Below are 15,224 nucleotides of genomic sequence, written 5' to 3'. Positions count from 1 at the left end.
GCACAGAAAAGGCTACCTAAAAAAACTTATTGCGCAGTCCGCCACAACTTCTGAACTTTGCGCTCTGCGTAGCCGGGGATACCCAAATCCTCGACAGTTTGTTTATTCCACGTCCCACGAACTTGGCCGTCCACCACAATGGGGCGGCGGAAGACACCGCGGTTTCCAGGGGCAAGTATCTCGTGAACTTCTGAAGTCATTGCAAATAACCGCTCTCGGTATCCCAGGATATACTCGTCGAAGGCTCCCAATAAGAGCACCGAGCGCTTCTTTCGTGCTTCGGCCATATCAATTACCTCTTTCGAGACAAAGTCCGGGGATTCTTCTCCACACCGCACAATGTCCGGCGGAAGGTTGTCAGCTGCTGGCCTAATTAGTCTTTGCGGCAGCTTTGTCCACCAAGCAAAGTCCCGCAGCGTAGCTGGGCCGTGAGTGCGGAAATACCGGACCATTAGATCAGCGGTAGCTGCGACCTTGTCTCCATTAAAAGCCTCGTCTAATCCTGGCAACTCAACCGGTGTGATGAGTTGTTCGACCCCGGAGTAGACGGCGTGTCCGCTTTCCATTGCTACACGCACAACATGCCAGAAGGGCACCTCGGGCAACGTTGTGGCAGCCCGCTCCTTAAGCTCGGCACGCGAAAGCGGACGATCAATGAGCTTGTTTACCTTTGCCACTAACTCTGCGTCGCCCTTGCGCCGTTTAGCACAGAGTTCAGTTATCCAGCCTATGTCCTTGATAGAAGCCGCAAAAAGCGTATGACGCATGGGATATCCACGCACAATATTTCCGGCATCCGAGTGGTCTTGCGCCCGCAAGGCCATCGATCGGCGCACAGAGTGCAGGTCTTGGCCTTGCATAACGCCGAAAGCGCGGGCCACCTCTTCCGCGCTCTGCCACCGCTGAACGGTTAAGCCTTGCGAGGCGAGCCTAAGGCGCGCCTTTTCTCGGCGAGAGAAAGAAGCCGCGCTAGTGGGCTGCGGCATCCCAATCCTTGCCGGCACCAGCGGAGACCTCCAGCGGCACGTTGAGCTCGATAGCAGAGTCCATCTCCCGCTCGAGAATGTCACGGATCTGGTCAGCCTCGCCACGGGCGACCTCAACTACCAATTCATCGTGGACCTGTAGCAGCACGCGGGACTTCATGCCCTGCAATGCGCGGTCCACGCGAATCATTGCCACCTTGATAATGTCTGCCGCGGTACCTTGAATCGGTGCATTTAATGCGGCTCGCTCTGCATTCTCGCGGGCTAAGCGGTTATCAGAGTTGAGCTCTGGCAAGTAGCGGCGGCGGCCGAAGAGGGTGGCTGTATACCCATCCTTACGTGCCTGGACCACAACTTCATCGAGGTATTTCTTTACCCCGCCAAAACGCTCGAAATAGCTTTCCATGATGGACTTCGCTTCCCCAGCCGGGATGCCCAATTGCTGGGATAGGCCGAATGCGGACAGGCCATAGACCAAACCATAAGACATTGCCTTGACGCGGCGGCGCAGCTCCGGCGTGACTTGGTCGACGGGGACGTCGAAGACTCGGGAGCCGACGTAGTTGTGCAGGTCTTCGCCGTCCTTATAGGCCTCGATAAGCCCGGGATCTTCCGAAAGGTGCGCCATCACACGCATCTCAATCTGCGAATAGTCGGCGGTCATGAGTTCTTCGTAGCCCTCGCCTACGACAAACGCGGAGCGAATCTGTCGCCCAGCCTCGGTCCGCACCGGAATATTCTGCAGATTTGGCTCCGTCGAGGACAAGCGGCCAGTCGACGTCACTGTCTGATTAAACGTGGTGTGGATGCGACCGTCCGGCTGCACGGTCTTGATTAGACCTTCGAGGGTGGTTTTCATCTTTTGGTACTCACGGTGAGCCAAAAGGTGGTCTAAGAATGGGTGGGGATTCTTAACCGCGAGCTGTTCAATCTCCTTAGCCGCGGTAGAATAGCCGGTCTTTGTCTTCTTGGTCTTGGGCAGATCAAAAGTCTCAAAGAGTACGGTTTGTAGCTGCTTGGGTGAGTTGAGGTTGAGCTTATCGTCACCGGCAAGCTCGCGGGCGGCACGCTCTTGTTCGGCGACCTGCTCTACGAAGGCATCCTTTTGTGTTTCGAGAATGTCTACGTCAACAGCAATGCCGGTAGCTTCCATGCGCGCCAAAATGGTCACCAGGGGCAGCTCCAAGTCGGTATAAAGTTCGAAAGAATCAATCTCTTGGAGCTCTGCAGTGAGCCTTTCCGCCAATTCCATAATGGCTGCGGCTTGGTCCACCAAGGTGGAATCATCCAACAGGGAAAGCTGCTCCGTGGCGGCGCCGAGGGTCTTTTGGAGGTGGCGTTGGTAGACGTCGGCAAGCGCGTAAGTGCGTTGACCGGGCCGCAGCAGGTAGGCGGCAATGGCCGTGTCGTGGGCAATGCCGGCTAGCTCAATACCCCGACCGGCAAGCATATGGAAGGCGGCCTTCGCCTCGTGGAAATACTTCGGCGCATCGGAGGCCAGCCACTGCGCTAGGGCCTTATCGTCCGCGGCAGAAAGGTCGCCCAACTCCACTTGCAGCCCGTGGCGTTCCTGGTCTACGAAGGCAATGGCAGAAGTATCGCCCTGTCCTGGGTTTCCCTCGCCTTGGACATAGACCGCAACATGCTCTCGGCCTGGCAGCCACTGGGACAATGGCTCATCGTCGATGACTGTCTCTAACTCTTGGATTTCCTCGGTCTGCTCCGCTGCCTCAGCGCCGTCATTGGGAATGGCGGCCAGTACGCGATCGCGCAGGTTGGTGCCAAACTCGAGGTCATCGAACTTAGCGGCAACGTCCGCAACCTTCGCCTCCTGGAAAGCCAGATCGTCAGGGCCAACCTCTAGGTCCATATCCGTGATCATTTGGGTGAGCTTGCGATTCATCTGCACCTGATCGATGCGCTCGCGGAAATTATTGCCCACCACGCCCTTGATTTCTTCGGCGTGCTCAACCAGTGATGCCAAGTCCCCGTATTTAACAATCCACTTAGTCGCCGTCTTCTCGCCCACCTTGGGAATGCCCGGCAAATTATCGGACGGATCACCGCGCAATGCAGCAAAATCTGGGTACTGCGCAGGTGTGAGACCATACTTCTCTTCCACCGCGGCGGGCGTAAAGCGGTGGAGAGTGGATACGCCCTTCATGGGATAAAGCACCGTCGTGGAATCGTTTACCAATTGCAGGTAATCGCGGTCACCGGTGACGATGAGGGTCTCATAAGCCTGCGCCTCGGTCGCCAGCGTGGCGAGGATGTCGTCGGCCTCGAAGTTCTCGCGGGAGAGGGTGGTAATCCCCAGCACCTCGAGCACCTCGCGGATGATGTCAACTTGGCCCTTAAATTCCTCCGGCGCGGCTTCACGCTGCGCCTTGTAGTCCGGGAACATTTCGGTGCGGAAGGTCTTTCGCCCTACATCGAATGCCACCGCGATGGCATCGGGCTTCTCCTCCGCCACGATATTGGAAAGCATCGATAAAAAGCCATATACGGCATTGGTGTGCTGGCCGCCCGAGGTAGAAAAGTTATCCACCGGCAGGGCGTAGAAGGCACGAAAGGCCATAGAGTGGCCGTCAATGAGCAGAATTCGAGGCTGTTTAGTAGTCACCTGCCCCATCCTAGAGAAGCGAGCCGACATACGAACACCCCGGTGCACATTTATTGGATGACGTGGGCATTCCCCCGCTTCCCCTACCCAATTAGGAATTCCCCTAGTCCCTGCGCTACTATTTTCACAGTCAAAGGCAGCAAGCCTTGGCACTGTGCGCCCCTGTAGCCCAATTGGCAGAGGCAACGGATTCAAAACCCGTCCAGTGTGAGTTCGAGTCTCACCAGGGGCACAGATAGAAAAGACCTCGCATGTACGGTAAATCGGAATGCGGGGTCTTTTTCATGTTCGCCCCTCCTACCGACGTGTAGTTGAACGGGTAGAAGCTTGCCAGGATTTCAAGCTCTGGAAGCATAGATAGGCCGTCAAAAAGCCGCAAATACTAGCCTGTGTGACCCGTATGGCTTCCAAGCTCGCCAGCTCCGCCCTCAACGCGAGATAGCCAAAGCCGCAGGCAGAGGCGATGGAGTACACCCCCATTAACAGAAATCTCTTTCTAGTCGCCTTAGCTAACGTCTTTTTAAGGTGGAAAAAGGATGTAACCCACGAAAGGGCTGCTAGGGAGCGAATAAGTAGAAGTACACCCATTATCCACCGCCTCACGCGTGCATCCTCGATTCCGTCGAATGAACTGCGGTGAATAACGACAAAAGCGTCGACATAATCGTCGAACCGAACTATGCACAGAACTAAGCCAAGTACGGAAAGCATGAGAACGAACGCAACAACCGCCAGGAACATTCCTTCGACCTTATCCCCTAGGTTGTCCCCAGACTTCTGTGTTTGATCACTAGACATTTCCCAAACCTCACATCTCGCCGCCTTGTGCTCGAGGCGCCTTTCAGCCGCCAGCGAAACAATCTAGGACATCGATTCCAAAATTTAAGCACATTTCACGTTACATACCGTAAACTATCATTGACACTCTGACAAGAGTCTCCTATTTTGGGCTGTGTAAATTTGGCATACCTTCCACATTGAGGAGATTTCATGAACCGATTGCGAGTGGAAAGAATTAAAGCGATAGTTTTCACTGCATTGACGCTCATTACATTGTTGGCAATGATGGCCGTGCAATCCCCTTCCCTAGCCTGGATACCCGTCGTGTTGGGTGCAGCCTCCGCTTAGTTTTGGTGGAAGGTGGATTATCTCTCCAAGCAGGGCGAAGATTAAAACCAAAACGCGCTTAGGTTCTCTCCCCTTATGGCGAAGAACCTAAGCGCTTTGGTGCAGCTAAAGCTTTAAAGCCTGATACTGCAAAATCCCTCTACCCAGTGCTTTAGCCCAACTCGGGCAGAGTCGGCAGGTGGTACTTGCGCAGGAGCGCGTTAATCTGCGGGATGGAAGCCTTCAGCTGCGGCAGTGCTAGTCCAATGAGGCCAGCCACCCCGGCAATACCAAGGATTGCTCCTAAGATGGCAGGCTTCGAACTCGTACTAGAGCTCAACGCGGAGCCATCCGTGGCAGGTTGCGCGGTATCGGCCGGCTTGCCATCGTTGTGTGCACGGGCGGTAAGCCACTGGTCCTTGCCCAGGACGCCCTGCGTCAGGCGGGTCTCGCCGATCCAGCCATACCACGGGTCTTGTGGGCGCTGGTTGTCAAAGCCACCACCCATGACCCACTGCAGGTCGCGCGGGAGGAGTCCCTCGGCGCCTACGGCATTGCGCAGGATGGGCGCGCCGTTGATGAACATTTCGACGCTATCGCGTTCGGGATCATTGACCACGGCGATATGCATCCACTCGTCTTTGGGAACCTCGTGGGACCACACGGTAGTGCCGCTTCCCTGCTTCGGCTCCGCCCACCAGCGCAGCTCACGAAGGTTGGAGATGCCGAACATGACGGTTGGGTCCGTGTCCTCGGAGCCGTCTACCAGTTTATTGATGGCAGAGTCACGGCTGAGCGCACTTCCCCAACCATGCTGTGCGCCGTTGAAATCCTCCGGAATCTTGACAAAGGATTCGAAGGTATATCCCTTGGTGGTATCGACGCTATTGGCAGCCGCGCCCTTATCGGTACGGAACTCGGCATTGCCAACTTTGCCGGCAGGGTCAGACCAGAAGAGGGAGCCGGCATCAGAGGACAACGGGTGATGGTCGGTGCTATAGGTCACCCTGTCTCCGAGCATGGCGCCAGCGCGATGCAGGTCGCTGCCAGAATCGCTGGCAATGTCGGGGATGGTGGTGCCACGGCCGGCAGGGGCGCCATCGACAAGCGCATGCCCATCCTTGTCTCGCGCTTCGCCCGGGCGCCAGTGGAATACCGTGTGGTCGTTTTTGGCAAAATCGTCCGCGCCCTTAGGAAGCTCGTCCTCCGCAATGGTGTATGGCCTATAGCCCTCAGCGGCGATGTCGCGGGCGCGCTGCGCTAGGTCCGGCTGGTGGCCCTCGCCCACGGTGAATTCCGGGGCGAAGGAGGAAAAACGCTGTTCAAAATCGAACGGAATGCTATAGCTATCGCCCTTATCATCCAAGGTGAGCTTATCGAACTGCGTGAGCTCCTCATGCGGCTTTTGCGCCACCCACGGCGAAAGCGCGGTCATCTCCAGCTGCTTGCCCGTAAGGTCAAACTCGAGCACGCCCAATAAGCCATTGCCACCCTGGTAGGCCATCTGATAGTCCTGCAAGATGGAAACGACGTCATGTCCGGCATCGTTCTTGTCCACGCGGTATCCGGCACCGTGGTGGTGGCCGCCCATCACGAGAAAGATCTGATCATTGCTCTTGATGAACTTATCCCACAATCCCTTGCCATAGTCATCGGAATAGAAGACGTTTCCTTCACCATCGATATTGAGCGCCTCATGAGTGGTCACAATGACCGGAAGGTCTGGATGCTTATCAATGATGCCTTGCGCCCAGGAAATAGCCTTCTCATCAGCGCGCCAGCCCAGGGCTAGATTGAGATATTTCTGGCCTTCAGCTTCAAAGATATGTGCCTCGGAATCATTATTGACCGCAGTGTAGCGCTCTTGAAAGGTCTCCGGATTAGCGGCCTTGGCACGATCGGCACTAAACCACTGGTCATAAGGGTGAGCCGACGCACCCTCCACGTCCATGTCGTGATTGCCGGGCAGGATGGAGTAGTTCAGATCCGAATCGTCGAGGACCTGCATGGCCTTATCAGCTACCTGCCATTCGCCCTCCACGTTCCACTGGTCTACAACATCACCCAGGTGAGTGACGAAGTCCATGTTCAACTCGTCTTGATGGTCCACTAACCATTGGGTTTGCGCCAAGTAGGGTTCGCTGCCGTAGCGAGCTTGGGCCAGGTTGCCGGTCTCTGGGGTGGAATAGCGCGAATAGAACTGGGTGTCCGGCAGTACACCGATGCTAAAACGAGAGCCTTCGCTTGGCGACGCCCCCTCGGGCGCCCCCTCCGCAGCACTTGCTGCCGGCACAAAAATGAGGTTTCCCACCACCGCGGTGACAGTCACCGCGGGCAGGACAAAACGATTCTTCATAGAGAGTCCTTGGTCACTGAAAAGGAATGTTTGCACGGGAGAAAGACGGGAATACGCAGGAAATAGTAGGCAGTCAATCTTTCAGTTAGTTGACGCCTACGTAAACACCAGACTGAATAATGGGAAACTTATAGTTTCTTCCATATAGAACAGCCCTGACTGCAGGAGGCCGCGCCTACCATGCCCCAAACTGCATAGTTGCACTGAAGTGTATTATTCTGACAGAATATTCATGAACGAGGATTCGCCTCAATGATTGTTTCACCTCTACGGTTAGAGAAATCACGTCCCTTTCCGTGACGGATAACCAATCGCCTTTCAATGAAAGATATGCATCACTATTAACAGCGGTCCACATGGCCACCACCGGGAAGCACTTTCTCCCCGCCCGCCTAGGCCAGTCGCCCGCCACTCCAGCCCTCTCCCAGGTAGATTTTAAATTTATGCAATACATTTTGAACGCTATCCGCGGTGCCCTCATCGGCATGGCCGAACTTGTGCCCGGAATCTCCGGTGGCACCGTGGCGCTCATCGTGGGTATTTATGAACGCGCAGTCCACAATGCCAATGACCTCATCTCTGGTCGCTTCAAGAGAGTCGAGTGGAGCTTCCTTGTCTCCGTAGCAGTCGGCATGTTTATCGCAGTCTTCGCAATGTCCACCGTGCTATCTAACTTCGTGGAAAATCACGTATCCGCGTCCGGGGCACTATTTTTGGGCATGGTTGCCGTGTCTATTTTCGTACCACTGTCTATGCTGTCCAAGCAGGAGCGGTTGCGCCCTTCTTCCATCATTGCGTTTGTGATCGCCACTATTGCCATCTTCTTTATCACCGGCTTTACTTCCGAGCCGCATGAGAACCCCAGCCTTATCGTGGTCTTCTTTGCCGCCGCCATTGCTGTGTGCGCACTCATCCTGCCGGGCATTTCCGGCTCGCTCATCTTGTTGACCATGGGGCTCTACCAACCCATCATCGGCGCTGTATCGGATCGAGATCTTGGCACCATAGCCGTCTTTGCGCTGGGTGCCTTGTGCGGCCTCGCCGCGTTTATCAAGGTCTTGAACTTCTTACTGGATCATCACCGAGCCCCTACGCTGATGGCCATGGCAGGTTTCATGCTCGGTTCTTTGCGTGCACTGTGGCCGTGGGGAGCTGACCAGGATGCCTCCAGCGGCATTATCATCGGCATGTTCATCATCGGCGCTCTTATCGTTTCCGCGTTCATTTTCATTGACCTGAAGAAAGCACGCGCCATAGATGAAAGGACGGCGCAGAAATAATGCCGCGCACGTTTTCTCGCCGCGCTACAATTGCCGCGGTCCTTATCCCAACTTTGGGTTTAAGCGCTTGCGTCACCAACGAGGAAGATTCCACTCCAGAGGGCTGGGAAGAACCCCACACCTCTGTAGTACCGGAGATTGCCGCCATGTATGACGACAATGATGGCGTCCTCACCGCTGGCACTAACCCGCCCTACGCGCCATTTCAGCTTAAGGATTCCCACGGAGCCCTCCAAGGCGTCGAGCTTGACCTAGCCCGCGCTGTAGCAGGTGTCTTGGGCCTCGACTTCCAGCCCTTGGAGCAGGACTTCTCCATGATCTTGCCGGCCGTGCAATCGGGCCAGATCGATATGGGTGTCTCCGGTTTTACGGATAACCCAGACCGCCGGAATGAATTCGACTTTGTAGACCACCTCTACGCCGGTATCCAGTGGGCCGAGCGCGTGGACGGGCCTAGGAAGGTCGACCCCGATAACCCCTGCGGATTGACAGTCGCAGTGCAGCGCACAACGGTCTCCGAAACCGATGATGTTCGCCCTAAGCAAGAAGCTTGTAATGGCGATCTCACCGTCTTGTCTTATGACACCGGGGATAACGCCGCGCTGGCCGTCCTGATGGGGCGCGCGGATGCCCTGTCTGCGGACTCCCCGGTCACAGCGTGGGCGGTCAATCGCTCTGAGGGAAAAATGCAGCAGGTAGGCGATATGTTCCAAGCCTCGCCGTATGGCTTCGCAGTTCCTAAAGATTCCGATTTGGGCAAGGCATCGGCCGCAGCGCTGCAGCACCTCATCGAAACCGGCGAGTATGCAGAAATTTTGTCCCGCTGGGGCATCGAGGATGGATTAATAGACCAGGCAATGATTAATGAAAGGCCGATCAATGGTTAATGAGAATGCGGCGACGCCGGCTACGGCCAAGCCTAAAGAAGAACCCGCGCAGATCGAGGCCCGCCCGCTGCGCCATCCATGGCGCTGGGTCTTCGCTGGTCTACTCATCGTGCTGGGAGTGTGGTTCATCATTGCCTCCGCCCGCAACGAGGCTTTTGGCTGGGGAACCTATTTCCAGTACCTCTTTGATAAGCGCATCGCGCTCGCTTCCCTGCACACCATCGCCATCACTATTTTGTCGATGATCATCGGCGTTATCGGTGGTGCCGTGCTTGCGGTCATGCGCATGTCACCTAACCCGGTGCTGCGCGCCGTCTCCTGGATTTTCCTCTGGGTATTCCGTGGCACGCCGATTTATGTCCAGCTGGTGTTTTGGGGTCTGCTCTCTGCCATCTACCAGTCCATCAACCTAGGCTTTACCGAGGTGTCTTTGCAAACCATCCTCACCAACGCCTTCTTCCTTGCGGTGATGGGCCTAGGACTTAATGAAGCGGCCTATATGGCTGAGATTGTGCGCTCGGGCATCACTTCCGTTCCAGAGGGCCAAAAGGAGGCCTCCAAGGCACTCGGCATGTCGTGGTGGATGACCATGCGCCGCACCGTCCTTCCACAGGCCATGCGCATTATCATTCCGCCTACGGGCAATGAGTTTATTTCCTTGCTCAAGACCTCTTCCCTCGTCGTGGCCATTCCTTATACAGAGGAAATCTTCGGCCGTACTACGGATATTTCCGCCGCCCTTTTCCAGCCCATCCCGCTACTATTGGTCGCGGCTTCTTGGTACCTCGTGGTTACTTCCCTACTTATGGTGGGTCAGTACTTCTTGGAGCGCCGCTTTGAGCGCGGTGCAACCCGCGAACTCACCGGCCGCCAGCTTGCTGCTCTTGCAGATGCTGAAGGAACCATTCCCCGCAACGTATCCGTGATTTCGGAGGCTCAAAAATAATGGCTACTCCCATGATTTCTGCCCAGAACGTCCACAAGTCCTTCGGGCAGCTTGAGGTCCTCAAAGGCATTAACCTCGAGGTCCAAGCCGGCGAGGTGGCCTGCCTATTAGGACCTTCGGGGTCCGGCAAGTCTACCTTCCTGCGCTGCGTTAACCACTTGGATAAAGCAACGGCCGGGCGCTTATACGTCGACGGCGAGCTGATTGGCTACCGCGAGAAAAACGGGACCCTCTATGAGATCAGCGAAAAGGAAGCCGCCGAGCAGCGCTCCGATATCGGCATGGTCTTTCAATCCTTCAATCTCTTCCCCCACCGAACGGTGATTGAAAACATCATTGAGGCACCGGTGCAGGTGAAGAAGATCCCAGAGGAAACTGCCCGCGCCCGCGCGATGGAGTTGCTCGAGGATGTTGGCTTAGCCTCCAAGGCCAATAATTACCCCGTACAGCTCTCCGGCGGCCAGCAGCAGCGCGTTGCTATCGCTCGTGCGGTAGCGATGGACCCTAAGCTCATGCTTTTCGACGAACCCACGTCAGCCCTTGACCCCGAGCTTGTCGGCGAAGTACTACGCGTAATGAAGGATCTCGCGGCCGAGGGCATGACCATGCTCGTAGTCACCCACGAGATGGGTTTTGCCCGCGAGGTGGCAGATAAAGTCTTCTTCATGGACGGCGGCGTGGTCATCGAGTCTGGTAGCCCCGCTGAAGTGCTGGATAATCCGCAACAGCCACGTACCAAGGACTTTTTGGCCAATCTACTCTAAGCCCATAGCACATGATTGACTGTGCAAAGGCCTGTCAGCTTCTGTCTCTGCAGAGGCGACGGGCCTTGTCCATGGTATCGGCGTTTAACCGAGGCTCACCAGGCCGCGAACCAATGCGCTCGCTGCGCCCAGTCCGGCAACGCTTAGCGAGAGCACGCGGGCGTTCTCCCGGGGCACACGCTGCGCGATGCGGGTGCCGGCCCAAATCCCGACGAACATTCCCATAATTCCGGCGGGCCACATTACCCAGGGCAAACCATCAAAGTGTGCCGCCCCCGTAAGCGTCTTTGTGATGACAGAAAAGAATCCGCCTACGACAAAAATGGGTTGCAGCGTAGCGGCGTACACTTGCTGAGGCCACTTTGCCGCTTGCGCGTAGACGGTAATAACTGGGCCTGCCACACCGGCCAAGGTATTGGTAAAGCCGCCGAGGATGCCCGCGGAAATAGCTGGGCCTTTGCCTTCCATTGGCGGGACAAACTTCTTGCCAAAGGTCACTACCGTCAGCGCGGCCAAAAGCGCAAGGCCCACAACGACCATAAGACCTGCTGTATCCATGCGCCTAATGAGCAGCGCCGCGGCCAAGGAACCAATCACCATGACTGGGGCTATGAGTCCAAATTTCTTCCAGCTCACATTCTCGCGCACGGAATAAGTGGTCAGCACCGCATTAATGCAGGCCAAAACGTTGATGACCAAGATTCCTTCTACCGGCCCCATAATCAGCATGAGAATAGGACCGCCGATGAGACCGAGGCCCATTCCAGATACTCGCTGGAGGGTCGAACCTACGACCACAACGAGAAAAATGACCAGTGCTAGGCTCACTTTCGGTATTTCTCCTTTACCGCACGGCCTACGGCTTCAGGAAACATGCCGGTCACGTCCCCGCCAAACTTCGCCACCTGCTTACACAGTGAGGAACTGATATAGCCGTATTTTTCGTCCGTGAGCAAAAAGACGGTATCAATGCCGGAAAGGCGCCGATTCATCTGCGCCATAGGCAGCTCATATTCATAATCTAGGGAGCTGCGCAGCCCTTTCACCAAAACATCCACCCCATGCTCAGTGGTGTAGTCCACCAAAAGCCCAGAGCAGTAGTCCACCTTGATGGAAGAATCCACGCTCTGGCGAATTAGTTCCATACGCTCATCCACGCTAAAGAGCCCGGAGGGTTTGTCAGGATTACCGGTTACCAATACGGTGACCTCATCAAACATTTGCTTAGCGCGGTTAATGATGTCGACGTGACCTAAGGTCACGGGGTCGAATGATCCTGGGCACACGGCCTTAGTCATGCTTTTGTCGCTTCCTTTTCTTCAGGGGTTTAGTCTTCGGGTTCCTCGCTGCCAGGGCGGGTATAGACCGCCATATCCATGCGCGCGATGCCAAAGGTACGCTTCTTCAGTTTCTGACCAGTGGGCTCAAAACCTGCAGGCCACGCAGTTGCCGCGGAATCAACGTGGCGCTCAATGACTACCATGGCGTGATCGCAGAGCACCGGTTCAATAGCGGCGATGAGCTCATCTACCTCATCAAAAGCATAGGGCGGGTCCGCCAACACCAGATCGAAGTGCCGCCGCGGGGCACTTCCCAGGTAGGTGCCTACCTTCATCTCTTGCACGCGCACGCCGGGGTGCTTGACGACGCCCATGTTATGCCGAATGATCTTCACCGCATCCGCCGAAGATTCCACTAGTACAATTTCTTCTGCTCCACGGCTAGCTGCCTCAAGGCCTAGTGCGCCGGAACCAGCAAATAGGTCAAGAACCGAAGAACCGGCAAAGCCCCAACGTGCCGCGAGGGATGAAAAAAGCCCTTCACGGGCACGGTCTGCAGTAGGCCGGGTTCCTTCGGTGGGCACCTTAATGGTGCGGCCGCGGGCCTCGCCGGCAATAATGCGCGTCATTTATTTTTCTCCAATCTCCATCAAAAGGTCTCCGGCTACCACGTCCCTCAAGCCAGCGACCACAATGCGGTATGCCTTGCTTAGTCCTGGGCTCGCTACGGAAGCAACTAGTTCCGTGGCGTCGACGATCGCGGGCGCGACGCCGATACCAACGGTGCCTCCCCCATTCACCTGGCAGCGGAAGATGCCTGCAAAGGGGGCAAGGACGTTCATGCTTCTAGGTTAACCTGTCTTAGTTCTTCTCCAAGTATTCCTGTTCGCTTTCACTCAAGTTGCGCGTGAGTTCCTCGGCCAACTCGGGATTGCGCATCACCATTGCGCGGGCATCCGTATGGGTGCGTTCCACAATGTCTTGGTCATCCGCCAGATTTAATAGCCGCAGCGTACGGTGTGTTCCGGACTGCATGGTGCCCAAAATGTCTCCCTCTTGGCGCTGACGCAAGTCGAGCTCGGCCAGCTCAAATCCGGACGAGGTTTGGGCAATCTGATTGATGCGGCGGAAGGACGGAGTGTTATCGCCTGCCATAGTGTGCAGAAGACAGATAGAGGCATTGCCGCCTCGTCCCACACGCCCACGCAGCTGGTGCAACTGGGAGACGCCGAAATGCTCGGCCTCACGGATGAGCATCACCGTGGCATTGGGAACATCCACACCCACCTCGATGACCGTGGTAGAGACCAAGACATCGATTTCTCCCCTAGCAAATGACGTCATAACCTCGTCTTTATTAGGCATCTTTCCATGCAAGATTGCTATGCGCAGCCCCTTAAACGGCCCGTTTTCTAGCTGCTCCGCAAGCTCTAGCACTCCGCCTTTTCCCTCAATGCGCGGGCAGACGATATAGGCTTGGTGGCCGTGGGCCACTTCCTCGCGAATCCGCTCGAGGGCGCGTAATACCCAGGTAGGGCGCCACTCAGCTACCACCGCTGACTGAATAGGTTTGCGGCCACCAGGCAGCTCAGTAAGGGTCGATACGGCAAGGTCGCCGAAGACGGTCATCGCGATGGTGCGAGGAATCGGCGTAGCCGTCATCACCAGTACGTGGGGACTTAGTCCCTCGTTAGCCTTCAGTCTCAGGCTATCGCGCTGCTCTACGCCGAACCGGTGCTGCTCATCTACTACCACTAGTCCAAGGTTGAAGAACTCCACTGTGTCTTGGATGATGGCATGGGTTCCAATAATGATGTCCGCATCTCCGGAAACGATATCCAGCAATGCCTGCCGTTTATCCGCAGTGCGCATCGAGCCGGTGAGAAGTACCACCGTGACGCCTTCAGGAACTGCGGTTCCGATGGAGGCAGCGTGCTGGGAAGCCAGCACCTCAGTAGGCGCTAGCAACGCCGCTTGAGTTCCTGCGTCAACAGCCTGCAGCATAGCGCAGGTAGCCACCATGGTTTTGCCCGAGCCGACCTCGCCTTGCAGCAAACGCATCATGGGCAATGGGCGGGCTAGGTCATCTTCAATCTCACTGATAACACGCCGCTGCCCTTGGGTGAGCTCGAAAGGCAAATGGCTTAGCAGTTCTTCGCGGAAGCCGCCTAAGGTTGCCGGCATGGTCGGAGCGGTTCGAGCTTCCGCATCGCGCTGGCGCAATGCCATCACCAAGCCAATTGACAAAGCCTCGTTATATTTAAGCCTTTGGATAGCACGATAAGGCCCTGCCTTACCAGGCTCGTGAATTTCCCGCACCGCTTTATCCAGGCTGATTATCATTTGATAATCCAGTGGCTCTTCGATGGGCGGGGTCTTTGATAGGACGTAGTGAATAGCCCCCATGATGTACCAGGAGGTCACCTTGGACGTGGCTGGGTACACCGGGATCCATTCTCGTTCCAAAAGGAGCTGGTCGAGCCTCCCAAACTGTGAGAGGTTCCGCAATGAGCCGGTGGCCTTGGGCCGATTCTTCTTTCCAGATTCGGCCGCCGGCTGGCGGTAGCCATCCACTTCACCATCGGGACGGCCGAACGCATCGATTTCCACAAAGTCTGGCTGTTGCAGCTGCGGTTGGTTGCGGAAGAATTTGAGCTTGCCGCTCATCATGACGCGCTGTCCGCGATGCAGCATGCGCATGACGTAATTGGCATTGAAAAAAGTCGCCATAATGCTGTCATCGAGCTGCACATTGATGATGGTGGTCTTGCCCCTGTCATGCCGGTTGAAGCCGGTAATAGTCCCAGTAACGGTGACGATATCGCCCTCCGCAGCGTCTCCTAGGCCAACGTCCTTGTTGTGGCGAATATAGTCTCGCGGATAGTGAGCCAAAAGCTCACCGCAGGTCTCATACCCCAACGCCTTGGTAATCTTCGCGGCGTCTTTCGCCGCAAGAACCTCCGTCAACGGTCGGTTGTCCTGCCAGCCGAGCATT

12 protein-coding genes and 1 tRNA gene are annotated in these 15,224 nt (G+C 56.1%); 5 read left to right on the top strand and 8 right to left on the bottom strand.

All coding sequences use genetic code 11. From position 1 onward, the window contains the following. Positions 1-26 precede the first annotated feature (26 nt). Both WMQ00_RS07215 and polA read right to left on the bottom strand, forming a co-directional pair. On the bottom strand, positions 27-986 hold the full coding sequence (locus WMQ00_RS07215) for a DNA glycosylase AlkZ-like family protein (RefSeq protein WP_340440826.1): 960 nt from the start codon (positions 984-986) through the stop codon (positions 27-29). Then, positions 970-3,618, bottom strand: coding sequence for a DNA polymerase I (gene polA, locus WMQ00_RS07210; RefSeq protein WP_316331091.1), 2,649 nt, complete (start codon positions 3,616-3,618; stop codon positions 970-972). The genes WMQ00_RS07215 and polA overlap by 17 nt, the downstream gene beginning before the upstream one ends. Before the next feature lie 149 nt (positions 3,619-3,767). Here polA and WMQ00_RS07205 point away from each other — a divergent pair. Beyond that, positions 3,768-3,841: transfer RNA gene (locus tag WMQ00_RS07205), tRNA-Leu, on the top strand. A gap of 1,047 nt (positions 3,842-4,888) precedes the next feature. Here the strand turns inward: WMQ00_RS07205 and WMQ00_RS07200 are convergent. After that, complete coding sequence (locus tag WMQ00_RS07200) at positions 4,889-7,072, bottom strand: LamG-like jellyroll fold domain-containing protein (RefSeq protein WP_340440825.1); 2,184 nt, start codon at positions 7,070-7,072, stop codon at positions 4,889-4,891. Positions 7,073-7,515: 443 nt separating this feature from the next. Between WMQ00_RS07200 and WMQ00_RS07195 the strand changes: the two genes are divergently transcribed. From WMQ00_RS07195 to WMQ00_RS07180, 4 genes are read left to right on the top strand one after another with little or no spacing between them, the layout of a single operon-like run. Beyond that, positions 7,516-8,352, top strand: a complete 837-nt coding sequence (locus tag WMQ00_RS07195; RefSeq protein WP_034656484.1) for a DUF368 domain-containing protein — start codon at positions 7,516-7,518, stop codon at positions 8,350-8,352. Then, positions 8,352-9,239 carry an ABC transporter substrate-binding protein gene (locus tag WMQ00_RS07190; protein ID WP_023021664.1) on the top strand — a complete coding sequence of 296 codons (888 nt, stop codon included), beginning with the start codon at positions 8,352-8,354 and terminating at the stop codon, positions 9,237-9,239. The genes WMQ00_RS07195 and WMQ00_RS07190 overlap by 1 nt, the downstream gene beginning before the upstream one ends. Next, positions 9,232-10,185 (top strand): amino acid ABC transporter permease, encoded by a 954-nt coding sequence (locus WMQ00_RS07185; protein ID WP_023021665.1) that lies wholly within the window; start codon positions 9,232-9,234, stop codon positions 10,183-10,185. Before WMQ00_RS07190 ends, WMQ00_RS07185 begins: the two co-directional genes overlap by 8 nt. Continuing rightward, the gene (locus WMQ00_RS07180) at positions 10,185-10,949 is read left to right on the top strand and encodes an amino acid ABC transporter ATP-binding protein (RefSeq protein ID WP_023021666.1); all 765 of its coding nucleotides are present in this window, start codon (positions 10,185-10,187) and stop codon (positions 10,947-10,949) included. Before WMQ00_RS07185 ends, WMQ00_RS07180 begins: the two co-directional genes overlap by 1 nt. Before the next feature lie 84 nt (positions 10,950-11,033). On the opposite strand, the gene WMQ00_RS07175 is transcribed toward WMQ00_RS07180, so the two are convergent. Genes WMQ00_RS07175 through WMQ00_RS07155 form a run of 5 tightly spaced genes read right to left on the bottom strand, consistent with a single transcriptional unit; the run spans position 11,034 to position 15,223 of the window. Beyond that, positions 11,034-11,777 carry a sulfite exporter TauE/SafE family protein gene (locus tag WMQ00_RS07175; RefSeq protein WP_248098849.1) on the bottom strand — a complete coding sequence of 248 codons (744 nt, stop codon included), beginning with the start codon at positions 11,775-11,777 and terminating at the stop codon, positions 11,034-11,036. Beyond that, positions 11,774-12,247 (bottom strand): pantetheine-phosphate adenylyltransferase, encoded by a 474-nt coding sequence (gene coaD / locus WMQ00_RS07170; RefSeq protein WP_023021668.1) that lies wholly within the window; start codon positions 12,245-12,247, stop codon positions 11,774-11,776. The genes WMQ00_RS07175 and coaD overlap by 4 nt, the downstream gene beginning before the upstream one ends. Before the next feature lie 29 nt (positions 12,248-12,276). After that, a complete protein-coding gene (gene rsmD / locus WMQ00_RS07165; RefSeq protein ID WP_023021669.1) occupies positions 12,277-12,858 on the bottom strand; it encodes a 16S rRNA (guanine(966)-N(2))-methyltransferase RsmD in 582 nt (193 codons plus the stop codon). Continuing rightward, positions 12,859-13,071, bottom strand: coding sequence for a hypothetical protein (locus tag WMQ00_RS07160; protein ID WP_023021670.1), 213 nt, complete (start codon positions 13,069-13,071; stop codon positions 12,859-12,861). It abuts the gene before it with no gap. 19 nt (positions 13,072-13,090) lie between these two features. After that, positions 13,091-15,223, bottom strand: a complete 2,133-nt coding sequence (locus tag WMQ00_RS07155; RefSeq protein ID WP_248098850.1) for an ATP-dependent DNA helicase RecG — start codon at positions 15,221-15,223, stop codon at positions 13,091-13,093. Between the last annotated feature and the right edge of the window lies 1 nt (position 15,224).

It is taken from the genome of Corynebacterium sp. KPL2825 (genome assembly GCF_037908445.1).
GTDB classification, from domain to species: Bacteria; Actinomycetota; Actinomycetes; order Mycobacteriales; family Mycobacteriaceae; genus Corynebacterium; species Corynebacterium kefirresidentii.
The sequence above is the reverse complement of the archived record's forward strand: the minus strand, read 5'-3'. Positions and strand labels throughout refer to the sequence as shown.